At 47.0% G+C, this 23,578-nt stretch carries 19 protein-coding genes; 13 read left to right on the top strand and 6 right to left on the bottom strand.

Annotated elements, in window-relative coordinates; all coding sequences use genetic code 11:
* Window positions 1–3 precede the first annotated feature (3 nt).
* On the bottom strand, window positions 4–480 hold the full coding sequence (locus AB4Y93_RS05455) for a MarR family winged helix-turn-helix transcriptional regulator (protein WP_441889767.1): 477 nt from the start codon (window positions 478–480) through the stop codon (window positions 4–6).
* A gap of 290 nt (window positions 481–770) precedes the next feature.
* Between AB4Y93_RS05455 and AB4Y93_RS05450 the strand changes: the two genes are divergently transcribed.
* The gene (locus AB4Y93_RS05450) at window positions 771–1,256 is read left to right on the top strand and encodes a C40 family peptidase (protein ID WP_441889765.1); all 486 of its coding nucleotides are present in this window, start codon (window positions 771–773) and stop codon (window positions 1,254–1,256) included.
* Between the two features lie 122 nt (window positions 1,257–1,378).
* A complete protein-coding gene (locus tag AB4Y93_RS05445; protein ID WP_441889763.1) occupies window positions 1,379–1,882 on the top strand; it encodes a GNAT family N-acetyltransferase in 504 nt (167 codons plus the stop codon).
* Window positions 1,883–1,978: 96 nt separating this feature from the next.
* Here AB4Y93_RS05445 and AB4Y93_RS05440 read toward each other — a convergent pair whose 3' ends face one another.
* A complete protein-coding gene (locus tag AB4Y93_RS05440; RefSeq protein ID WP_441889761.1) occupies window positions 1,979–2,908 on the bottom strand; it encodes a manganese-dependent inorganic pyrophosphatase in 930 nt (309 codons plus the stop codon).
* A 217-nt stretch (window positions 2,909–3,125) separates the two neighbouring features.
* On the opposite strand from AB4Y93_RS05440, the gene AB4Y93_RS05435 reads away from it, so the two are divergent.
* The 8 genes from AB4Y93_RS05435 (at window position 3,126) to AB4Y93_RS05400 (ending at window position 11,432) form a co-directional block, all read left to right on the top strand.
* On the top strand, window positions 3,126–3,902 hold the full coding sequence (locus AB4Y93_RS05435) for a Cof-type HAD-IIB family hydrolase (protein WP_441889759.1): 777 nt from the start codon (window positions 3,126–3,128) through the stop codon (window positions 3,900–3,902).
* 227 nt (window positions 3,903–4,129) lie between these two features.
* Window positions 4,130–5,017 carry a VOC family protein gene (locus AB4Y93_RS05430; protein WP_441889757.1) on the top strand — a complete coding sequence of 296 codons (888 nt, stop codon included), beginning with the start codon at window positions 4,130–4,132 and terminating at the stop codon, window positions 5,015–5,017.
* A gap of 82 nt (window positions 5,018–5,099) precedes the next feature.
* Window positions 5,100–5,792 carry a metal-dependent hydrolase gene (locus tag AB4Y93_RS05425; protein WP_441889755.1) on the top strand — a complete coding sequence of 231 codons (693 nt, stop codon included), beginning with the start codon at window positions 5,100–5,102 and terminating at the stop codon, window positions 5,790–5,792.
* Window positions 5,793–5,933: 141 nt separating this feature from the next.
* Entirely contained in the window at window positions 5,934–6,611 is a 678-nt protein-coding gene (locus AB4Y93_RS05420; RefSeq protein ID WP_441889753.1) for a response regulator transcription factor, read from the top strand.
* Window positions 6,608–8,086 carry a sensor histidine kinase gene (locus tag AB4Y93_RS05415; RefSeq protein ID WP_441889751.1) on the top strand — a complete coding sequence of 493 codons (1,479 nt, stop codon included), beginning with the start codon at window positions 6,608–6,610 and terminating at the stop codon, window positions 8,084–8,086. The genes AB4Y93_RS05420 and AB4Y93_RS05415 overlap by 4 nt, the downstream gene beginning before the upstream one ends.
* Before the next feature lie 190 nt (window positions 8,087–8,276).
* Window positions 8,277–8,987: a polyphosphate polymerase domain-containing protein gene (locus AB4Y93_RS05410; RefSeq protein ID WP_441889749.1), complete on the top strand. Its 711-nt coding sequence runs from the start codon at window positions 8,277–8,279 to the stop codon at window positions 8,985–8,987.
* 4 nt (window positions 8,988–8,991) lie between these two features.
* Window positions 8,992–9,702, top strand: a complete 711-nt coding sequence (locus AB4Y93_RS05405; RefSeq protein ID WP_441889747.1) for a DUF4956 domain-containing protein — start codon at window positions 8,992–8,994, stop codon at window positions 9,700–9,702.
* A 20-nt stretch (window positions 9,703–9,722) separates the two neighbouring features.
* Window positions 9,723–11,432: a CotH kinase family protein gene (locus AB4Y93_RS05400; protein ID WP_441889745.1), complete on the top strand. Its 1,710-nt coding sequence runs from the start codon at window positions 9,723–9,725 to the stop codon at window positions 11,430–11,432.
* 229 nt (window positions 11,433–11,661) lie between these two features.
* Here the strand turns inward: AB4Y93_RS05400 and AB4Y93_RS05395 are convergent, their stop codons facing one another.
* Together AB4Y93_RS05395 and AB4Y93_RS05390 are read right to left on the bottom strand one after the other, a co-directional pair.
* Window positions 11,662–13,329: an ABC1 kinase family protein gene (locus AB4Y93_RS05395; RefSeq protein WP_441889743.1), complete on the bottom strand. Its 1,668-nt coding sequence runs from the start codon at window positions 13,327–13,329 to the stop codon at window positions 11,662–11,664.
* A gap of 14 nt (window positions 13,330–13,343) precedes the next feature.
* Window positions 13,344–13,643, bottom strand: coding sequence for a phasin family protein (locus tag AB4Y93_RS05390; RefSeq protein ID WP_441889741.1), 300 nt, complete (start codon window positions 13,641–13,643; stop codon window positions 13,344–13,346).
* Window positions 13,644–13,860: 217 nt separating this feature from the next.
* Between AB4Y93_RS05390 and AB4Y93_RS05385 the strand changes: the two genes are divergently transcribed.
* Both AB4Y93_RS05385 and fabV read left to right on the top strand, forming a co-directional pair.
* The gene (locus AB4Y93_RS05385) at window positions 13,861–14,067 is read left to right on the top strand and encodes a small, acid-soluble spore protein, alpha/beta type (RefSeq protein ID WP_441889739.1); all 207 of its coding nucleotides are present in this window, start codon (window positions 13,861–13,863) and stop codon (window positions 14,065–14,067) included.
* 200 nt (window positions 14,068–14,267) lie between these two features.
* The gene (gene fabV / locus AB4Y93_RS05380; protein ID WP_441889737.1) at window positions 14,268–15,458 is read left to right on the top strand and encodes an enoyl-ACP reductase FabV; all 1,191 of its coding nucleotides are present in this window, start codon (window positions 14,268–14,270) and stop codon (window positions 15,456–15,458) included.
* 319 nt (window positions 15,459–15,777) lie between these two features.
* Here fabV and AB4Y93_RS05375 read toward each other — a convergent pair whose 3' ends face one another.
* Complete coding sequence (locus AB4Y93_RS05375; RefSeq protein ID WP_441889735.1) at window positions 15,778–16,797, bottom strand: LLM class flavin-dependent oxidoreductase; 1,020 nt, start codon at window positions 16,795–16,797, stop codon at window positions 15,778–15,780.
* A 272-nt stretch (window positions 16,798–17,069) separates the two neighbouring features.
* Here AB4Y93_RS05375 and acnA point away from each other — a divergent pair, with 272 nt between their 5' ends.
* On the top strand, window positions 17,070–19,778 hold the full coding sequence (gene acnA / locus AB4Y93_RS05370; protein ID WP_441889733.1) for an aconitate hydratase AcnA: 2,709 nt from the start codon (window positions 17,070–17,072) through the stop codon (window positions 19,776–19,778).
* Window positions 19,779–19,832: 54 nt separating this feature from the next.
* On the opposite strand, the gene AB4Y93_RS05365 is transcribed toward acnA, so the two are convergent.
* Window positions 19,833–23,510 (bottom strand): rhamnogalacturonan lyase family protein, encoded by a 3,678-nt coding sequence (locus AB4Y93_RS05365; RefSeq protein WP_441889731.1) that lies wholly within the window; start codon window positions 23,508–23,510, stop codon window positions 19,833–19,835.
* Window positions 23,511–23,578 lie beyond the last annotated feature (68 nt).

Raw genomic sequence — 23,578 nt, 5'->3', positions numbered from 1 at the left:
GATTTAATCATCTCCACCTGAATCAGTCTGATTCAATTGTTCGAAATAGACACTGACCTTCTTGAGCAGACGAGTCAAATTTTCCGTATCATCATCGCCCAAATATTCAACAAGTCCGTTCATTCGATCCATATATCCTCTTAATGCATTTTTGGCTGTCTCGTCTCCCTCAACGGTAAGCGATACCCTCACTGCTCTTCTGTCTTTGGGATCCTCTTTACGGACTACCAAGCCTGTTTCTTCTAATTGATTGAGAAGCTGCGTCACCGTCGGCGAAGTAACACGTAAGAATCTGCTTAATTCAGATACTTTGACCCCTTCATCACTTTGTTTACTCATTCGTTTAATCACAACAAGTAACCGAAGCTCACTATGCTTTTTCTTAGGCTCCATCGGCTGATGATTCCAGTTCATTTTATTGAACAGCATAAACACTTCAATCAGTTTCCGCGCTGCGGTCTCTTCTCCACCGCCGGCCATTTGATCACCTCAACTTTAAATATGTAAGTCACCAATTATTTTAGCACTCATATTAATAGGCTACCTAATTATATTTCAACATTTTGCCCTCGTCAATCTAAATGAGATTTATTGCAGGTGATTATTAGCAGATTCTCATTTATTTCTCATAAAGATGAATGCCCTTACGTTTTACTTGCCTTTCTCTCTAATTGTAAAAATTTATGCTGTTTCGATTGTGTTATAGTAAATCCAGTCAAGATGGAATCTGAATTCGAATGAATTTACAAACGAAAGGAAACCATACAACCATGAAAACACTAAAATCCCTTAAAAAATTAATGACTTTAAGTATTCTTGCTACAATCGCAATGTCTGCTTTCACTTTAAGCTCCACTTCGAACCATGCAGAGGCTGCAACTGCAAAAACCCTTGCTTTAATTAGTGAAGGGAAAAATTACTTAGGAGTGCCTTACCAATACGGTGCCCCAGTCGGTATTACATATGCTTTTGACTGCTCCTCCTTCACGAAATTTATGTTCGCTGGCCTAGATGTTAACCTGCCTCGTACAGCAAGCGAGCAAGCAGCTGTTGGCAAAAAGGTTCCAAAAACGGAACTAAGCACTGGTGACCTTGTATTCTTCAGAACAAATGGAATCAGCATCAGCCATGTAGCCATCTATGCCGGTTCTAAAAAAATTCTGCACAGCTCCACTAGCCAAGGCGTAACCGTATCGGATATGTCCAGCTCTTACTGGAATACCAAATATGTAACTGCACGCCGCGTATTAAACTAATCTTATTTCACATACAAATGGTTGAGCTTCTAAGCTCAGCCATTTTTTTATATGTTTAAAGGATAATTTGTCATTCCTATGGAATTGTTGGTGGAAGAGCAGATGCATTTGGAGGGGTCGACTTGGAGATTAGAGTTTTGGATATAGAAGATGCTGAATGTTGCCATGAGCTTCGGCTGCAATCTTTGCTGGACAGCCCCGAGGCCTTCTTAACCACTTATGAGATTCAGAGCGCTCGGCCCATAGAAGAGATCCGTCAGCAGATTAAACCTGAAGATGGGCGTTTTACTTTAGGTGCCTTTAAGGACAACCAGCTTGTTGGCATGGTTACTTTCGTTAGGGAAATCAGACCCAAAATCATTCACAAAGGAAATATCTACGCTATGTATGTTGCACCAGGTGCTCGAGGTCAAGGATTAGGTAAAGCCTTGATTCAGGAACTGGTGAGAAGAGCCTCCATACTGGATGGCCTGGAGCAAATCAACCTGACCGTCATTTCCGATAATGCTGCAGCCAAACGGCTTTACGCCAGCTGTGGCTTTAAGGTGTTCGGGATTGAACTTAATGCTATGAAATCCGGCGGGCAATATTGGAATGAGGAAAATATGGTGCTGTTCTTAACGTAAAAAAGACCGTTTTCTCAAACGAGAAAACGGTCTTTCTTCTATTATATAGTCTTATTTGCTCAATGTTTCGGTCAGAACCAGAAACTTCGAGCTATATTATTTGCTCAAAGTTTCGGTCAGAACCGGAACAATTTGCGATTTACGCGAAACTACGCCTTTAAGAAGAGCTTTGTTGCCTTCCAATGTTACATTGTAAGCTTGTTCAACCGCAGCTGCTTTGGAACCCAAAGTAAGTGCGATGGAATCGCTGTTCAGGATGTCTGTTACAACGAGTACGAACAGATCAAGACCTTTTTGTACGATAATTTCGTTGATTGCTGCTTCAAGATCAGCTTGGCGAACAAGTACATCGTTCGTATCAACCGCATTTACTTGAGCGATTTCAACTTTAGCGCTGCCCATCGAGAACTCTTTAGCATCAAGGGACAGAAGCTGTGCGATTGTTTTGTCGCGAAGATCAGCGCCAGCTTTCAGCATTTCAAGGCCGTATATGTCAGCGTCAACGCCAGCGATTCCAGCCAGCTCACGAGCTGCCGCTACGTCTTGATCTGTACAAGTTGGCGATTTGAACAGAAGGGAATCCGAGATAATAGCGGAAAGCATCAGACCTGCGATTTCTTTGCGGATCTCTACGCCGTTTTCTTTGTACAATTTGTTAAGGATTGTCGCTGTGCAGCCAACTGGCTCAGCACGGAAGTACAAAGGACCAGCAGTCTCGAAGTTTGCGATACGGTGGTGATCGATAACTTCAACAACGCGAACTTTGTCAATATCGGAAACGCTTTGCTGGCGTTCGTTATGGTCAACCAAAATAACGTTGTTTACTTCACCTGCTACTGTCTCAACAAAACGTGGAGCTTCGGTTTTGAATGTATCTAGTGCATATTGTGTTTCGCCGTTAACGTCGCCAAGGCGTACTGCTTCTACGTTAAAACCTAGTTTCGCTTTCAATTCCGCATAGGCAATCGCAGAACAGATTGTATCTGTATCCGGATTTTTATGCCCGAAGATCAATGTTTTTTCCATTGCGTGCATTCTCCTTATTTCCCATTAATAGAAACCTAAAACTGATTATATCGCATTATGCGTTTAATTCCTACTACACCGATTTGGTCAAAAGTTCAATCCTACCGCTGTATTGCTCGATTATTCCAGCCTTTGAAGCTTGCCTATTAACAGAATTCGATGGTATAGTACCTCAATATATAGAAATCCGTAATTAAGAGAATAGGAGAGCCTACTTATGTCTTATAAAATTGCTTTCTTTGACATCGACGGTACATTACTTGATGAAGAAAAACAAATTCCACAGGATACCATTGATGCGATCCGTGAACTGCAAGCAAGTGGTGTTCCTGCTGTAATCGCTACGGGCAGAGCGCCGTATTTCTTCGCTCCGATTGCTGAGCAGCTTGGCATTGATTCTTATGTCAGTCTAAACGGCGCCTATGTCGTGTACAAAGGCGAAGCGATCTATCATCGTCCGATTCCTCGCGAAGACGTGGAGATCTTAGTGAAGCATGCTAATACAAACAACCATACACTTGTCTACGAAGGGCATAATGCTTTTTACCGGAATACGGAGTCACATCCTCATGTCTTTAATTCCGTTGCATCCCTGCAGGTTGCACAACCTGGCTTCGACCCGGACTTCTGGCAGAAGGAAGATGTCTATCAAATCTTCTTACATTGTACCGCTGACGAAGAACATCTATACGAAGAAGCTAATCCAGGTCTGCGTTTCATCCGCTGGCATGAGACGGCAATGGACGTTCTGACCAATGATGGCTCCAAGGCTCAAGGCATTAAGGCGCTGCTGAAGCTTCTTAATATCGCTCCAGAGGAAGCTGTCGCTTTTGGGGACGGCCTGAATGATAAAGAAATGCTGGAGGTAGTTGGTCTTGGTATTGCCATGGGTAATTCCCACAAAGAGCTGATGCCTTTCGCCAACTATATTACTTCGCATGTGAGTGAGAGCGGCATCCGCAAAGGTCTTGTACATGCCGGTCTAATTAAATAATGTGATTGAACAGCCCGCGGATCCCGCGGGTTTTTATTTATTTCTAGGTAATCATGTATCGTAATCGGCTTTTTTTTCCAAACTAACCATTGACTGTTGACACCGTCCTTTAAGTCCTGCTCTCCCCCATCTCTCAAGCTCTCCTTTACCAGTCCATAACTTGACAACACTAAATATATTATTTATATTTATTTACAAAAAGTAACCGAGTGAAGGAGGGCTTCATCATGTCCATAAGCATTCATCCAGACACAAAACTTGGCGAAGTAAAACTTAAAATCAGCAATTTGACACAATCTCTTCGCTTCTATACGGAAATTGTTGGACTCAAGGTATTAGCTCAAACCGAACATACCGCCGCTTTGACAGCTGATGGCCAGACAACTCTCGTATTGCTTGAACAAATACCAGATGCTGTTGTAGCACCGGAACGCAGAAGAACGACCGGGTTGTATCATTACGCTTTGTTGCTGCCAAACCGCAAGGAGCTTGGCATAGTGCTCAAACGGCTGATTGCCAACCGAACATCAATCGGACAGGCTGATCATTTGGTAAGCGAAGCGCTGTACCTCTCGGATCCCGATAATAACGGAATTGAGATTTATGCTGACAGACCACGGTCTGAGTGGAAACGCGATGCCAATGGCGATTATGTCATGGCAACGGATCCGATCGATTGGGAAGGTCTATTACAGGAAGCCGGCGAAGAAGATATATCGAAAGGTTTGCCGCCTGAGACGATTATGGGCCATGTCCATCTTCATACAGCAGGCCTTCCGGAGTCACGGGCCTTTTACACTGGCTTGCTTGGCTTTGATATAGTCGGCGATTACGCCCAGATGCGGGCCTTATTCGTATCTGCTGGCGGTTATCATCACCATCTTGGACTTAACATATGGGCAGGAATTGGTGCACCCGCTCCTTCGCCGCAATCAACTGGTCTTGATTATTACACCATCGTGTACCCGGACCATGGCGAGCTGTCCTCCACCCTCGAGCGTCTGCTTGCCGCTGGCGTAACCGTCGAACAGCAAGATGATGGGACTGCCTTTGTTACTGACCCTTCAAGTGTTCGTATTAAACTTACCACCAAACTTGTCCAACAAAACGATTAAGCTTATGCTTACGATGCAAGAATCATCACGAATAGTCTTATCCTGACCATTTGTGTGATAATTCTTTTAAGGAGCTGTTATAATGACAGATATTATTTTCCACGGTCATTCTTGCGTACAGATTTCATCGGGTGACAACTCGCTTGTGATTGACCCCTTTTTAAGAGGCAATGAACTTGCAGTCACTAAACCGGAAGATATTAAAGTAAACTCCATTCTTCTGACACATGCTCATGTAGATCACATTCTAGATGCGGAGCCGATCTCCAAAGCGAATAATGCTCCAGTAGTTGCTAATGTCGAGCTTGCTACTTATATGTCCTGGAAAGGCGTCGAGACCATTGGCATGAACATTGGCGGTACCGTTGATCTAGGTTTTGCCAAAGCGAAGATGATTCAGGCTTTCCACAGCTCTGGCATTACAATTGCAGAAGAGCAGCGTATTATTTATGGCGGTATGCCAGGCGGCTATATCATTACGATTGATGGGAAAACCATTCTCCATACTGGCGATACGGGCTTATTCGGAGATATGAAGATGATCGGCGACCGTTATGACATTGACGTAGCTCTCATCCCAATCGGTGATCACTACACGATGGGACCTGAAGATGCGCTGCAAGCAGCAGAATGGTTCGGCGCGAAGCTGACCATCCCTGTTCATTACAACTCGTTCCCGATTATCCGCCAGGACGCAGAAGCTTTTGTGCAAGCACTCGAGGCAAAAGGCTTAAAAGGCCAGCTGCTCGAACCAGGCCAAAAGCTATCTATATAAGTACTGCATCAAAGCTGTCTTCCGACTATGGAAGACGGCTTTTTTTATTTTTTAATATCCCATTAATGAAATACAGCCCAAAAAAAGACGATAATAACAAGACAAGTTATTAGGTTAGGCAGAAAATCGAGGTGTTTTTCTTTGAAAGGAATCAGATTATTGCTCGCGGATGACGAGCCGAATATTTTACAGTTTCTTGAGCTCGGATTACTAAGTGAAAGCTTTGATATACGCACTGCTCTGGATGGAACAGCTGCTTTGGAACTTGCTAAAGAGTTTCAGCCGCATGTCATGATTCTGGACGTGATGATGCCGGAGATGAACGGTTTTGAAGTATGTCATGCGATCAAAGAATCCGGGGCTAACGTGGCTGTCATCATGCTTACCGCAAAAGACGAAATCGAAGACCGGGTCAAAGGGCTGACTCTTGGCGCTGATGATTATGTGGTCAAGCCATTCAGCTTCGAGGAGCTGCTGGCCCGTATTAAAGCACGTCTGCGCAACCAATTCCCGAGTCTGTTAGGTGATGCGTCTTACGGCCCTTTCCGTATTAATGATTTGAAAAAAGAACTGATCTACCAGAATCAAACGCTTGAGCTGTCCCCCACCGAATATGAACTGCTTAAATATATTGTTCAGAATAACGGCATTGTGCTTAGCAAAGCACAAATCTTGGACAGTGTATGGGGCTATCGTTTTGGCGGAGAAGAGAATATCGTCGAGGTCTACATCCGTTCGTTGCGTGACAAGCTTGGCGATAAGGAGCACCGGCTTATCCGTACTCTTCGAGGTGTCGGCTACCGGATGGATCTGACATGAGACTTCCGCTCTTGTCCCCCCGCTCCTTGCGGTTCCAGCTGCTCCAGCGCTCCCTGCTTGTCGTAGCTGTGCTGCTGCTAATGATTGGTTTTCTGCAGTATGTGTTGATGAAAAATTTCCAATATAAAAATAAAGCTGAAGCACTGGAAGCTCAATTAATATCGCTTCCCCATGATTGGTTCAACGGAGGCAGATTCGGAGGAGTCGGCGGTAATACACCAAGTGGTGCACCGCCTGATAATAGGCAGCCTCTACCATCTCCTTTTTATTATCAGCCCGGCTTGTCCTTAGCTTCTATTGATCTCGACGGCAGCTTCACGGATCTCTCTAACAACGAAGGGTTAAGTGCGCCGCAATTATCGAAGGAGCAATACAAAGAGCTTCTGCAGGAGCCAAGCCGCAGCACCACTCATGGGAACTATCGCATTTTGACTGACAGCAGCGGTACCAAGCAGCTTGTTGTCTTTCATGTAACTGGTCCACCGGGTTATCCGGATGGCATAATCCAGGCCGGAACAGATATAGCCGCCTTGCAGCAGGTTCTTCTAACCCAGCTTGCCATCTTTATCGGACTATCTATCGCTGCACTAGCTGCCGGGATATCCTTCTATATTCCACTGCTTCGCCGTACGCTTAAGCCGCTGTCGAACATGGTGCAGACCGTCAGCCAGACAGATGCCGCTAATTTGAACGAACGTCTTCCTCTTTATCATGGTCAGCAGGAAATCGATCAATTAGCAGCTGCCTATAACGGGATGATGGAGCGTCTGGACGATTCTTTCGAGACGGAGCGTCAAACGACCGAGCGAATGCGGAGGTTCATAGCGGATGCCTCACATGAATTGCGGACACCGCTGACGTCCATCCAAGGCTTTATTGAAGTATTGCTTAGAGGAGCCGCGGTTAATCCCGAACAGCTTCGCTCTGCCCTAACCAGCATGCAGATGGAATCAAAGCGTATTAATAAGCTGGTGGAGGATCTGCTGCTGCTGGCCAAGCTGGATCAAGCTCCGGCGCCTCTTAAGGTTGAGCTGACCTTGGAACTTCTTTTACAGGAAATGGAACCGCAGCTTAGACTACTAGCGGGTAACCGGATCGTGAACCTGGCATTCGAGCAAGATATTCAGGTATCTGCACATCCCGATCAAATCAAGCAAGTGGTGTTAAATCTTTTCCTCAATGCCGTGCAGCATACGGATTCAACCACCGGGAACGTGTCGCTAAAGCTTTCAACAGAAGGAGAAGAAGCTATTATCGAGGTTGCTGACAATGGCTCAGGAATCGGAGAAGAGCATCTTCCCCAGTTATTCGAACGGTTCTACCGGAGCGAATCATCGCGGACACGCAAAAGCGGCGGTGCCGGTCTTGGCCTCGCTATAAGTAAATCCATCATTGAAATGCATCAAGGCACTATCGAAGTAGATAGCTTTATTGGATCCGGCAGTACATTCCGGATTAAGCTGCCTCTGCTATAAGCTTCTCGATATGAACGTTAATAAGGCTATCCTGTCATCATTCATGACGGGGTAGCCTTTTTCATGTGACTCCAGCTCAGTGCGACATTCAGCGTTCTTTCAGCCAGCATTAAGATTAGCATCAGAATCAGCCTATACAATAAGTTTTGTTAAGAGAATGTAAACGCCATGAGAGAAATGAGGTGGAATCATGAGCAAGCTCAAATATAGAAATGAATTGAAATTTTTCATCAATCATCTGCAGTATTATACGATTCGCCAGCGCTTGAAAAATCTCATGCAGCCTGATGAACATGTCGGGTCTACAGGTGAGTATCATATCCGAAGCTTGTACTTTGATGATATCAGCAACTCGGCATTGCATGACAAATTAGGCGGCTTACGAGACCGGAAGAAATACCGGATTCGTATTTATAATGGCCAAGACAAGATCATTCATTTTGAGAAAAAGCTCAAGCGCATGGACTACATCGCCAAAGTGAAGGAGCCGCTCACAAGAGACATGTACGATCGCATCATGGCTGGCGATTATGAGGTCTTAAATGTGCCGGACAAGCCGCTGTTCATGGAAATCTACAATGAGATCCACGACAACCTGCTCCGTCCGAAAGTGATTGTTGACTATGTTCGTGAACCCTATGTTTGTGAGAACGGGAACGTACGAATTACTTTTGACAAGGATTTGCGGACAGGCCTGCATGCGGTAGACATTTTCGACCCGGACCTGGCTCCTATTAAGGCAATTGATGAAGGCTTCATTATCCTGGAAGTGAAATACGATGAATACATTCCGGGCTACATTCAGACAGCACTTCAGCTGGAAGGGCTGAACCGGCAATCGGCATCCAAATATGTCATCTGCCGCAAATTTCTGAAATTCAACACATGGGAGGATTACTAAACCAATGGATACAACTGCAACAACTACTGCGAATGATACCAACACGTTTACCGATTTACTTAAGAGCTCCGTCCTCGACAACTTCAGTACAAGCATCGATATATGGAAAATGCTTATTACGCTTGCTATCGCTTTTCTGATCGGACTCTTTATTTACACCTTATACAAACGGATTTTCAGCGGTGTTCTCTATTCAAAAAGCTTTAACGTCTCGCTAATCGGGATGACCATTATTACTTCCGTCGTTATTCTTGCGGTCAACTCCAACCTCGTCCTCTCACTCGGTATGGTTGGTGCACTGTCGATCGTTCGTTTCCGTACACCAATCAAAGACCCAACTGACCTGATCTTCCTGTTCTGGGCAGCAGCCGCTGGTATCGTAACAGGTGCAGGCTTCTTCTCCCTTGCTGTCATTGGTTCTGTTGTGATTGGACTTGTCCTCTTCCTCTTCGTGAAAGGCGGCAAAGTCGAAACCCCTTATCTGCTTGTTGTAAATTGTGCGGATGACGAAAGCGAGAAAGCGATTCATACACAAGTTGGCAAACTGGTTAAACGTTATAACGTGAAGCAAAAAACCGTTTCTACTGGAAATATTGAAATGACGCTGGAAGTTCGTCTTAACGATCAAGAAGGCCGTTTCGTGAACGAATTATCACAGATCGCCGGCGTAAGAAATGCCGTTCTGATCAGCTATAGCGGAGATTATGTATCGTAATAGATGGGATGGTGCTTAAGATGAAAGCGAAGCTTGTTCTAACGCTCTTCTCCATCATCCTCGTCATTGGATTAACAGCCTGTGGATCCAAGCCGGAAGCAAGTAATGACGGAGGAACAACCGCGGATAAAGCGGCAACCCCCAAGGAGGAGCAGTTTTTAGACGAAACCGTATTTCCAAAGGATAAGGTTGTTGATGTCAAAATTACAATCGATAAAGACGAGTTCCAGGACATTATTGATAATGCCAGCGCAGAGGAATACCATACCGCATCGGTTGACTATAACGGCGAGCATTACGATAATGTCGGCATTCGTGCCAAGGGCAATCTAAGTCTCCGAAGTGTCGTGCAGATGGATGATTCCGATCGATACAGCTTTAAGCTGTCCTTCGATGAATATGTGAATCAAACCCTTGGTGGCATCACCAAGATTAATCTTAACAATAACTATAGCGATGCTACTTACATGCGGGAGTTTCTCACGTATGAATTGGCTGAACAGATGGGATTGCCAACACCAAAGTTTTCTTTTGTAAATGTGTATGTGAATGATAAACTTTGGGGCTTTTATTTGGCCGTTGAACAGATTAGCGATGAGTACTTGGAACGCAACTTCGACAATGCCTATGGCGCGTTGTACAAAGGGGTTATGGGTACAGGCAGCGACTTGCTTTGGATCGATGATAAGCTTGATTCCTACCCGGGTCTTACTCAGAAATCCAAGTCCTCCAACAATGATATTCTAATCGACATGTTAGACGAGCTGAATAACGGTACCGATCTGGAAAAATATATTAACGTTGATGACGCTCTAGGCTATATCGCCTTGAATACAGCAACCGTTAATATGGACAGCTATATTGGCGGCAACAAACAAAACTATTATTTGTACGAGGATGACGGCGTCTTCTCGATTCTGCCTTGGGATTATAATATGGCCTTTGGCGGTATGGGCGGCGGCAATTCAAGCAGTCTCCTGATTGACGAACCGACTCAAAGTGCAGTAGCTGACCGGCCTCTTGTCGCGAAGCTTCTAGCCGTTGACGAGTATAAAGAGAAGTATCATGAGATGCTTCAAAAGATGATTGACGGTTATTTGTCGGATGAGAAATTCACAGCAAGAGTAAATGAGCTGAACACGATGATCTCATCGTATGTCAAAGCCGATCCTTCCTCGTTCTATACGTACGAGCAGTATGAAGCTGGAGTGAGGTCGCTCATCTCAACAAATGCGAGCACTGTGAGCAATATCTCTCAACAGCTCGACGGCACGATCGCCTCTTCCGGCGATGGCTCCGGCAGCGGCGGCGGATTTGGCGGCGGTGGTGGAGGCGGATTTGGCGGCGGTGGTGGAGGCGGCTTCGGCGGCATGCAAGGCGGCGGCCGCCAACAAGGCGCAGCCCCAGCCGCAGATGATGCGGCTCAAGGCGCCAATGGTGCTGGCGCTCAGCAGCAAGGCGCGGCTCAAGGCGGAGCTGATATGGGCGAGCCGCCTGGAGGGTTCCAGGGTGACGATAAGGGTCAACCACCGGATGGGTTCCAAGGTGGCGGCATGGGCCAAGGCGGTGGCGGCGGTATGAGAGGCGGCGGCTTCGGAGGCATGGGCGGTATGGGCACAACAACGAACCAGCAAGATAACTCCGGCGAGGCTATCAAAGCTGGTATAGCCATCCTTGTCATGCTCCTGGCTCGTCTATTCATCAAGTACTTCAACCGCAGAAGATTATAAATATCATTACAAAAAGGAGCAGGGAGATCCCCCTGCTCCTTTCAACTGTCTCTCAAAAAATAGATAAGGAATAGAGGCAATGTATCTCCTGGAAGAGCGAAGCGCTCGCCTTTACATGCACTTTGCCACCTTTAAAAATTGTTCAAGCAAAGTGCAGGTAACAGCGACTGTAAGGAGATACATTCCGTTATTCCCCAATCTATATAAATAACTCTTTTCCTCTAATCCGCTATCTGCTCCGGATTATCGCCACAATCAACCAAACAAACAAAATAGTCGCAATCCCAAATCCTATTTCAATCGCCGGAATATTCCACAGCACCGTACTCTGATGCCCCATCGATGAGCCGATAATGAGGCCCACCATAATAATACTAAACGACAAAAGTACGATACTTAAACTCAGCCGGTTGCTGATTTGGTCCATTTTTTTCAGGACAGCATTTAACTCCGGAATCGCGAGGTCCAGCCCTAGCCTGCCTTTTCGCATGGAATTGAGCACACTACGCAAGCTGAGCGGAAGATCCGATAACAGCTCCAAATAATCAGGAAGATCATCCATCCACTTCCGGGCAAGCCGGCGCGGATCCAGCTTTTCGATCACCAGCTTACGGCCAAATGGCTCCGCAACATCAAACACACTGAAATCGGGATCCAGCGCCGTTACTACCCCTTCCATCGTCAAAAAGGTTTTACCAAGCAAAGTCAGTTCAGACGGGATACGTATGCCATGACGAAAAGCGAGCGCAAACAGCTCGTTAACGGATTCGCCTAGCTTTACCTGGCTGAGAGGCACTTCATAATATTTGTCCCTCATCTCGTCAACATCAGCTCGAAGCACCTTCCTATTCGTATCTTCCGGGATAAACCCCATGCCATTAATCGCCCGAATGATGGTACTTGTACTTTGATTGCGCAGACCAATAACAAATGTGGCAAAATGCTGCTTCATATCCGGAGATAATCGTCCGATCATCCCAAAATCAAGAAAAGCTAAGGTCCCATCAGGTAAAGCAAGCATATTACCTGGATGCGGGTCCCCGTGGAAAAACCCGTCCACGAGTACTTGATGAAAGATGGCTTTCGAATATCGCTCAGCAAGCTTTTTGCAATCATGCCCCTCTTCATCGAGACGTTCACGATCCGACAGCTTTATTCCTTCCACATAGTCCATGGTCAGAACAAGCTTACTGGAATATTCCCAATAAATTGCCGGGATGATCACTCCATCAAGCTTGCTGCTTTGCTGGGCGAATCGCTCTGCATTGCGGGCTTCCAATCCATAATCCAGCTCAGCCCGGAGCGCTCTTGCAATCTCATCCATCATATCGCGGAGCCGATAGTTACGCGCCCATTCCAGGCGATTTTCAGCTACCCGTGCAAGCTCGGACAAGATATCCAGATCGGTCTCAATAACCTTTTGAATGTAAGGCCGCTGCACTTTTACTGCTACGTGAGTACCATCCATCAGCTTGGCCCGATAGACCTGCCCGATTGAAGCTGACGCCAACGGCACTTCACTGAACTCGGCAAATAAACGCTCAATTGGCGAACCAAGCTCATCTTCAATAATATGTACCGCTTCCAGGTAAGAGAAAGGCTGAACATGATCCTGCAGTCGTTCCAGCTCTGCAATGATTCCCGCAGGAATTAGGTCAGGCCGTATGCTTGCCATTTGCCCAAGCTTTACGAATGTTGGACCAAGCTCCTCTAGAAACATGCGAAGCCGTTCGCCGACCCCGCGTTTACGAATGTCCTGTCTTTCACCGCCATGCAGCAGCAAACCGGTATCCGGCAGCCCCAGATCTTTGACAAGATACCCGAAGCCGTTGCGGACAAAAGCGATGGCAATTTCCCTATACCGCTGCAAATGCCGGAATTTCGATTTTATGCTCATACATGCGCCTCAGTTCAATCAACCGGTGTTTCTTTATGTTCCAGCGCCGCCACTCGCTGCTCAAGCTGTTCATATTGCTCCCGTGTCACATATCTTTCTCCAACTATCGCTTGAACTCGATCTCGGATCATTTCTTCAATCTTGTTACGTGTTTCCTCGCCTTTCTTCAGAAGCTCATCCACATAAACGGATGACTCCGCTTTGGTGATTTCTCCTTTTTTCACCCATTCATCTGCCAGCTTCTCAAGCTGCTCCTTGCTTGTCACCGCAAACCCAAGTCCAAACGATACAGCCCTTCCGAACAAATCCTTCACCTTAATCACTCCTAACCAGCCATTATGGAATATATCCAGTTTATGCAACTTGGCCCGATTACAGTCATCCACCTGAGCAAGGGAACCATTATCGGTAAAATCAGGAGGAATTAACGAATAATCCTTTTTCGCTTTTCGCATAATAACGTCAAGAAGCTTACGCTTACGATGCAAGAATCATCACGATTAGTAATTCATTTCAGGAGGCATATAACAGATGTCGAACCGCAACTCATTGTTAGTCCCGGGAGCTCGTGCTGCACTTGAACAATTAAAGTACGAGATCGCGCAAGAGCTTGGCATTACACTCCCCGCTGACGGCTATTATGGCCATATGACCACTCGTGAGATGGGGTCTATTGGTGGATCTATTACAAAACGTCTCGTCCAGCTTGCAGAGCAGCAAATCGCTAGCCGTTTCTAGTAAGCTGTGTTTTAAGCTTTTTTATACAAATACAACAAGGGCTGAACTCAGGCAGATCTACTGCCTAATGGGATTAGCCCTGTTTTTTATGAAATCCTTCGAGCATGAACTTCCATTTGGAGTTGAAAATCGGTAAAATGAATTAGCCCCATACTAATTAACCCATACATATGAATTTAATGAAGAAAGGAATTTACCATATGATTATCAAACCAAAATCTCGCGGCTTTATTTGTACAACCGCTCATCCAGTAGGCTGCGCTAAGCAAGTTGAGAGTCAAGTAGAATATGTACAGTCACAACCAAAAATTGAAGGTCCCCGTAACGTGCTTGTTATTGGCGCATCTACTGGCTACGGCCTGGCATCACGGATCGTGGCTTCGTTTGGCGCAGGTGCAAGCACTGTCGGCGTTTTCACCAGCAAAGGAGCAGAAGGCACCCGTACAGCTAAACCAGGCTGGTACAACTCCGCAGCTTTTGAGAAAGCTGCTGCAGAAGCCGGCTTGAAATCGTTTAGCCTCTCTGGTGATGCATTCTCCGACGAGACGAAAGCAAGAACCATTGATCTGATCCGCACAGAGCTAGGCTCAGTTGATCTGGTCGTATACAGCGTTGCTGCACCACGCCGCATTCATCCGAAGACTGGCGAAGTGTTTAGCTCCGTTATTAAACCAATCGGCCAAACTTACACGAACAAAACCGTTAACTTCCATAATGGCGTTGTTACAGATGCTACGATCGAACCGGCTACTGAAGAAGAAATCAGCCAGACGATTACCGTTATGGGCGGCGAAGACTGGCAAATGTGGATCGACGAGCTGCAGGCTGCAGGCGTTCTTGCTGAAGGCGCAACAACCCTTGCATACTCTTATGTTGGTCCAGAAATTACGCATGCTGTATACCGTGACGGAACAATCGGCAAAGCGAAGAACGATCTTGAAGTTACAGCGCGCCGTCTGACCGAGCAGCTGTCGTCCACTGGAGGACGTGCTTATGTAGCGGTTGCCAAAGCATTGGTTACGCAATCAAGCTCAGCGATTCCTGTCGTTCCACTATACATTTCGGCCCTCTTCAAAGTGATGAAGGAAAAAGGCATCCACGAAGGCTGTATTGAGCAAATGTACCGTATGTTCGCAACACGCCTCTATGCTGATGGTCCGACACCAGTTGACGAAAAAGGCCTCATCCGGATGGATGACTGGGAAATGCGTGCAGATGTACAAGCAGAAGTAGACAAGCTGTGGAGCGAGATTACGTCTGAGAATGTGTACGAGCTGTCTGATCTTGAAGGCTACCGCCGCGAGTTCTTCCAGCTGTTCGGCTTTGAAACCGACGGCGTTGATTATGAAGCAGACACAAGCCCAGAAGTAGACATTCCAAATCTTCGCTAATTGTTATAAGTAAAAAGACGGAGCAGGCTCGCCTGCTCCGTCTTTTTATGCTCCAAACAAAAGGCCAGCTCTGCTCGATTAGGCTTGCTCAGCCTACTCCAAGCACCTTAACGATGTCGCGCATCGTTAAGACACACTAATCAGAGCTCTTTCGCAGCCTTAACGATGCCGTACATCGTTAAGCAACACCAAATCAGTTCGATTTTGCCTATTTCGGCCTATTTCACGTACCTTAACGATGTCGCGCATCGTTAGGGTACACTTAGTAGCGCTCTTTCGCAGGCTTTACGATATCGCACATCGTTAAGCCAACTCTCCTTTACTGCCCTTTCAGTCCAAGCTGAGCAATCAGCTCATATGACTTCAAACGCTCCTGATGATCATAGATTGCACAGTTGATAATCACTTCATCCGCTTGAGTCTGCTCAATAAACGCATTTAGCTTCTGTTCAACAGTCTGCGGGCTGCCTTTAATGGATGTACGCAGCTGATTACGAACAGCCGTAAGCTCATGAGGATTTGCTTGCCCTTCTAGCTCAGCTGGAGGCTGAATTTTTCTAGGCACTCCGCCTCGAATAAGGTTGAGGAACTGCTGCTCCAGCGTTGTACCAAGCCATACGGCATGTTCATCCGTATCGGCTGCAATCGCGTTCACTCCCACCATTGCATATGGTTTATCCAGATAAGCCGATGGCTTGAAGCTGCTGCGATAAATGTCCAGTGCAGGCAGCGTAAAGTCCGGCGAGAAATGGCTCGCAAAGCCAAACGGAAGGCCAAGCTCTCCAGCCAGTCTTGCGCTGAAGTCACTCGATCCAAGCAGCCAGATCGGTACATCCAGCCCTTCACCAGGCACAGCACGAACAGCACGCTCGGATTCGGGTCCTTTGAAGAAGCCGCGAAGCTCCTCGAGCATTGCTGGGAAGTTCTCACCGCCACCACCGTACAAATCACGGCGCAGCGCCATCATCGTCTGCCGGTCGCTGCCAGGGGCGCGGCCAAGTCCAAGATCGATCCGCCCCGGATAAAGCGATTCGAGCGTTCCGAACTGTTCGGCAATAACAAGCGGGGCATGGTTTGGCAGCATAATACCGCCTGAGCCAACACGAATGGTGGAGGTGCCACCGGCAATATGACCAATCACAATGGAGGTTGCCGAGCTAGCAATACCAGGCATACTGTGATGCTCAGCAACCCAATAACGGGTATAACCCCATTTTTCCGCGTGCTGGGCAAGATCAAGGCTATTCCGCAAAGCATCTGATGCGGTAGAACCTTCAATAATAGGTGCGAGATCTAATATAGACAGCTTGACGTTGCCAAGCTTTTTAGTTGTTGACATCTTTAACACTCCTTCTCTTCATGACATCATGTCCATTATAACGAAGTTCTTTTCTCTCCGCTATACATTAGTAAGTGACTTGCGGAAAGCAATAGGCAATTCCTTCTTAGTCTATGCAATAATCCCCCGAATTTCCGCTATTGTCTGTCTGAATCTGCTTTACGAACCCCATAACTCGAGCTATAATAGAGATATAACGATTTTTGAAATTGAGTTTCACAGAATGAAACAAGCAAAATCGTCAACATTATTCCAAGGAGGAATTCCCGCACATGGCAAACCAAGATCAATACTCTGTACGGTCCAGCCTGGAAGTCGGCGGCAAGTCGTATGCTTACTATCGTTTGCAAGGACTTGAAGACCAAGGACTCGGCGAAATTTCTAAACTTCCATTTTCCATTAAAGTATTGCTCGAAGGCGCTGTTCGTCAATTCGACGGCCGTGCTATTACGAAAGAGCATGTAAAACAACTGGCTGACTGGGCGGTTAACCGCGATGACAAAGAAATTCCATTCATCCCTTCCCGTATCGTACTGCAAGACTTGACCGGTGTACCGGTTGTTGTTGACCTTGCAGCAATGCGTGAAACCGTTAAAAAAGCTGGCGGCGACCCTAAAAAAATCAACCCGCTTGTACCTGTCGATCTCGTAATCGACCACTCGGTAATGGTTGACGCGTTTGGTTCCCCAGACGCACTGGAAATCAACCAACGTATCGAGTTCGAACGGAATGCAGAGCGCTACCGCTTCTTCCGTTGGGCACAAACGGCATTCGATAATTTCCGTGCTGTACCACCAGATACAGGTATCGTTCACCAAGTAAACTTGGAGTACCTGGCATCCGTCGCTGCTACAAAAACAGTTGACGGCGAAACTTTCGTATTCCCTGATTCTCTTGTAGGTACTGACTCCCATACGACTATGATCAACGGTCTTGGTATCGTTGGCTGGGGCGTTGGCGGTATTGAGGCAGAAGCTGGTATGCTTGGTCAACCACTCTACTTCGTAACTCCTGAGGTTATCGGCTTCAAACTGACTGGCAGCTTGGCAGAAGGCGCTACGGCGACTGACCTTGCCCTGACAATCACACAATTGCTTCGTAAAAAAGGCGTTGTAGGCAAATTCGTCGAGTTCTTCGGTTCCGGCTTGTCCAACATCAGCCTGCCTGACCGTGCTACAGTTGCCAACATGGCTCCTGAGTATGGCGCAACAGTTGGTTTCTTCCCTGTCGATACAACTACGCTTGAATTCTTGCGCGCTACTGGCCGTACAGAAGAGCAAATCGAGCTGGTTGAAGCTTACTACAAAGCTCAAGGCATGTTCCGTACAGATGCTACGCCAGACCCTACCTTCACTGAAGTGGTTGAGCTTGACCTGGCTACTGTTGTACCTTCCCTTGCTGGTCCTAAACGTCCGCAAGACCGTATCGAGCTGACTTCGATGAAAGAAGCTTGGAACGAAATCGTTCGCAAGCCAGTCGATAAAGGCGGTTACGGCCTGACAGAAGAGAAAACAGAAGAAGTTGTTACTATTAACCACGCTAATGGCAAAGTCAGCGAAATGAAAGCAGGCGCAGTTGTACTGGCCGCAATCACAAGCTGTACAAATACTTCTAACCCTAGCGTTATGGTTGGCGCTGGCCTTGTTGCGCAGAAAGCTGTCGCTCGTGGCCTCGTGAAACCAGAATACGTGAAGAGCTCACTGACTCCAGGTTCCCTGGTTGTTACTGACTATCTCGTAAAAGCTGGCCTGCTTGAGTCGCTTGAAGCTCTTGGCTTCCACGTTGCAGGTTATGGCTGCGCAACATGTATCGGTAACTCCGGTCCATTGCCAGACGACGTTAGCCAAGCTATCGCTGACAATGACATGACAGTTGCTGCTGTATTGTCCGGTAACCGTAACTTTGAAGGCCGTATCCACGCGCAAATCAAAGCTAACTACCTGGCATCGCCGCCACTGGTTGTTGCATACGCACTTGCTGGTACAGTTAACATCGACTTTGCAAGCGAGCCAATCGGCTTCGATCCGCAAGGCGAGCCTGTCTTCCTGAAAGACATCTGGCCAACAAACCAAGAAATCGCTGATGCGATGAGCGCTTCGTTGTCCCCAGAAATGTTCCGTGCTAAATACGAGAATGTATACACGCAAAACGAACGTTGGAACGCTATTCCAGTACCAGAAGGCGAACTGTACGAGTGGGATCCAAAATCCACTTACATCGCTAACCCGCCATTCTTCGACAGCCTTGCTGACGGCATCCGTAACGTTGAAGACATCAAAGCAGCAAAAACTTTGCTTGCGCTTGGCGACTCGGTTACAACTGACCATATCTCGCCTGCAGGCAGCATCCGTCCAGATGCTCCAGGCGGTAAATATCTGATCGCTAACGGCGTTGAGAAGAAAGACTTCAACTCCTATGGTTCCCGTCGTGGTCATCACGAAGTGATGGTTCGTGGTACATTCGCAAACATCCGTATTCGTAACCACATGGCTCCAGGTACTGAAGGCGGCTTCTCGACTTACCAGCCTACTGGCGAAGTAACTTCCGTATACGAAGCATCGATGCAATACCAAGCAGACAAAACTAACCTGGTTGTACTCGGCGGTAAAGAGTACGGTACAGGCAGCTCCCGTGACTGGGCAGCAAAAGGTACGTTCCTTCTGGGTGTTAAAGCCGTTATTACAGAAAGCTTCGAACGTATCCACCGTTCCAACCTGGTTGGTATGGGTGTTCTTCCACTTCAATTCCAAGCTGGCCAAGGCTGGCAGGCACTTGGTCTGACAGGCTTTGAAACATTCGATATCGTTGGTCTGACGAACGATGTTCAACCTGGTGACCTGGTTTCCGTTATCGCAACTCGCGAAGACGGTTCGCAACTGGAATTCAAAGTTATCGTACGTCTTGATTCCCTTGTGGACGTTGACTACTACCGTAACGGCGGTATCCTGCAAACTGTACTGCGTCAAATGATTCAGAACTAATTCATTCTTAATAAGAAAGGTGAGCCTTCGCGGCTCACCTTTTTTGCTTATACCCTATTTATTCTTACCCGATTGATCATGAGGAACAACGACGGTAACAGATTTATTCGTTACATTACCGGCTTTGTCGGTTGCTGTGTACGTAATGGTATAAGTACGTCCATCCCCACCGCCTGAGCGTTCAGCACGAAGGCTGAATGACTGATCCAATGTGCCGTAATCAGCGCTTTGAATATCCGCATCCTTCCCTATAGCCAGCGTCTCATTGCTGGTGATGGAGGTAAGCACAACGGACGTAATGCCCGAAGTAAGATCTGTCCCCTCTACAACAGCATTTACATTAACCAGCATATGATTGGCCGGCCACAGCTCTGTTTTATCGAGCGTTACCTTCAATGCAGGTGCTGTCTTATCGACTTGAATGGTAACCGTATGCGCAGCCTCAACATTGCCTTTGTGATCCTCGCTCCAGTAGACAAGCGTATGCTCTCCATCTTCGGTAACTTGAAGCGACGTCCCCTTCTGTTTCGCGCCTCCATCCAGCGTATAGTAAGTCGCTTCAACACCGGAAACATTGTCACTAGTCGTTAAGTTAACCGTTACATCATGGTTCACCCATCCACTTGGAGCATTATCCGATGTAGATGGCGCAGTCGTATCTACAAGATAAATATTAGGCGCTGCTGGCGTATCCATTCCGTTACCTAGATAGAAGCTTGTATGCGGCGGCTGATTATAGCCTGTGTTCTGCCACGCGATACCCAGCCTGTATATCGGATCATGCATCAGCGTACGAATCTTCTGATCCGTTACAGCTGTTGTGGAATAAATACGAAGAGCACTGCTGTCTTCGGTCCTAACAACAACCTCTTCTCTCCAGTCACCTATAAGATCGGCTTGAAGAGACGGGTTACCCTTTGTCCCGTTATTAGAAAATGTGCCATTGAAAGTCGCAAGTCGATCGAGCTGATTATTCTCATAGTCCCATTTATCAATTCTCGGAACACCGTTACCTGTCGCAGCATTCCAATCATGATCCAAAAGTTCGCGGCTCAAATCGCCGTCCCACCAGATCGCAAAGTTAGAAGTTGGGATTTCGGTCGATATTCTCGTACCTTCTGCATTAAACATGAAGCCGTTCATATTGCTTTCTGTAGCTGCCGACTTCGTTGCATCTATAGCCCAGGATTCTTCACCCTCATATCTTGGATCCACATCAGCCGACAAGCCCCTGCCGGTATCCGCGCCAACCTGAGGCTGTCCATATAACGGTGTGCCTGTCCGCGCATCAATCATCGTTGCCGAGTATGGGCTGCCTGTCTCCTCCTGCACCGTCCACAACTCAAGGCCAAGACGCGAAGGGATCAGGTCACCTAGATGCATGGCATCGCCATGACCGAGCTTTGTATTCCAAAGTAAAGTGCCATCATCATCTACAGCTGTATTGCCGGTAATGATCTCATCCTTGCCGTCCGCATCTACATCACCCACACTAAGCTGATGGTTCCCTTGTCCGTATCCAGGATTCGGAGAATCATATTTCCATACTTTGCTCAGCTCACCATCTCTCCAGTTGTAAGCGACGAGCACCATTCGGGTATAGTAACCACGTTGCAAAATAAGGCTTGGACGCTGTCCATCCAAATAGGCAATCGCTGCGCCAAACCGGTCAATCCGGTTACCGTACGTATCTCCCCAGTCTCCGATGTTACCTCTTGGCGGATCATAATCCTCCGTAGCAAGCGCTTTGCCAGTTGCCCCCTCGAATATCGTAAAATATTCTGGACCATCCAACACATAGCCACCAGAATTGCGGTAATCCGCTGCTGCATCGCCAATTATGGTTCCGGTACCGTCAATCGTTCCGTCAGCTGTCCGAGCTGCAACCTCTGCTTTGCCGTCTCCATCCAAGTCATAAACCATTGGCTGCAAATAATGTGCACCGGAGCGAATGTTAGGACCCATGTCGACCCGCCATAGACGTGTGCCGTCCATTTTGTAAGCGTCCAAATACGTATTGCCTGTAATACCCGATTGGGAGTTATCTTTCGAGTTGCTTGGGTCCCATTTCAGTACAATTTCATAAGTTCCGTCCCCATCCAGATCACCTACGGACGCATCATTCGCACGGTACGTATAAGCCTCGCCAGCACTTGTTACACCATCGGCAGGCTTTTCAATAGGTACCGTAAGGTAGTTAGTGTCCCATGGTGTTACTGTCTCAGAAGGCTCCTGCTCCGTACCGTTCAGCACAGCACGGACGTAGTACGACGAATCTGAAGTGCCATCCGCATCGACATAGTTGGTACTAGTTTGAATGGGATTGGAGTTAATTTTGACGCCATTACGATACAGATTGAATCCAAGAGTGTCCGGCTCTGTACCCAGCAGACGCCAGGAGACAAAGACTTGTCCATCTTCTTGGATTGCAACAAGCCCTCTGTCCAAGTCCTCCATTTGTCTGGCTGGAACCTGCTTAGGCGTCTCGCTTATACTTACCGCTGCAGACTCCGTATCGCCCTCACCGTCATAGGCATACACACCTGTTACTTTGAAGGTATAAGCCGTTTCATTCTCCAGTCCGTCAATAGAAGCAATGTACTCGCCTTTAGGAATAGTAGCGGCAAGCTGTTCTGAACCATCCGCGTTCACAACGTAGATATTCGCTGCTTTATAGGCAGGATCAAGAGGCGCTTTCCAGCCGATCAATACTTTACCATCATGCCCTTCCGTCGAAACATCCGTCACAACAGGGGTCTTGTCCAGCTTATTAACTTGCAGCGTATACGTACGGGAGACATCTGTATAATCGTTCGAGGTTACGGTTACGTCTACCGTTGTTGAAGGTTCAGTTAAAGGTAAGGTAATGGGATCACCGCTTGCTACACTTGAATCCCCTACTTTTAGATTGACACCATCAGCGTTACTTGCTGTTGGAGTAATGGTCAGCTCATTCGAGGCGTACGGCACATCAAAGCTGTAATTCTCATTCGTTGGGTCAAAAGAGAAGGAAGGATTAAATTCGCCAGCACTCAGCTGCAGATTCGAAAGAGCTAGATCAAGCGAAGTCACTTTTACGTTAGACAGATTGTAACGTCCGCCGCCAGCGTTGGTGAAAAAGCCGAAGCTGCTAATTCTTTCCCGCGCACTGTAGAAATCTTCATTCGAAGTCACGATTGCACCTGTATTCAAATCAACGATACTCAAGGCGTATTTCTTCTTAGGGATATTATAGATCATCGTAAAACGGTACCAGTGTGTGGAGTCGTAGGTGACGAGGGTTGGGCCATTATATCGTTTGAAGATTCCCGCATCCATCTGGAAGCGAGTGACTGCTGCATTAGTCGCATTAACCTTCCCTTCCATCACCCAGAAGGTTCCACCTTTGCTTGTTGGCATATTAATGTCGAACTGCAGAATCATACCTCCGGTCTGAGGAGCAAAACGTTGACCGAAATAAGAGGAGCCGGTTAGATCATGGCTGATAGCGGCATAGGTGCGGCCAGTTGCCTGATCATTCTTGATCTCGACAACAGGTGCGGTTCCTTCCTTCGTCCAATTGTTACCGCTTCCAATTGTGACCGGACCTAATGGATATGTAGAGAAATCCTCATTCACAATAGCCGTATCAGCCGCGTAGGCGGGAGCTATGTTCAAGGGAATTAATAAAGTAAAGACCATTAAAGCTATTAACAGCTTGGAATAAGTCGATTTTTTCTGTGAAAAATGCATTAAATTCAGCCTCCATTCATTGTAACTGCCATAGGTAAAGATGGGGATCCTGGTCAAGCTCCTCCTTT

The sequence above is a fragment of the Paenibacillus sp. YAF4_2 genome, assembly GCF_052113225.1.
In the GTDB taxonomy this organism is placed as follows: Bacteria; Bacillota; Bacilli; order Paenibacillales; family Paenibacillaceae; genus Pristimantibacillus.
Note: the sequence above shows the minus strand (reverse complement) of the source record. Positions and strands in the feature narration are given on the sequence as shown.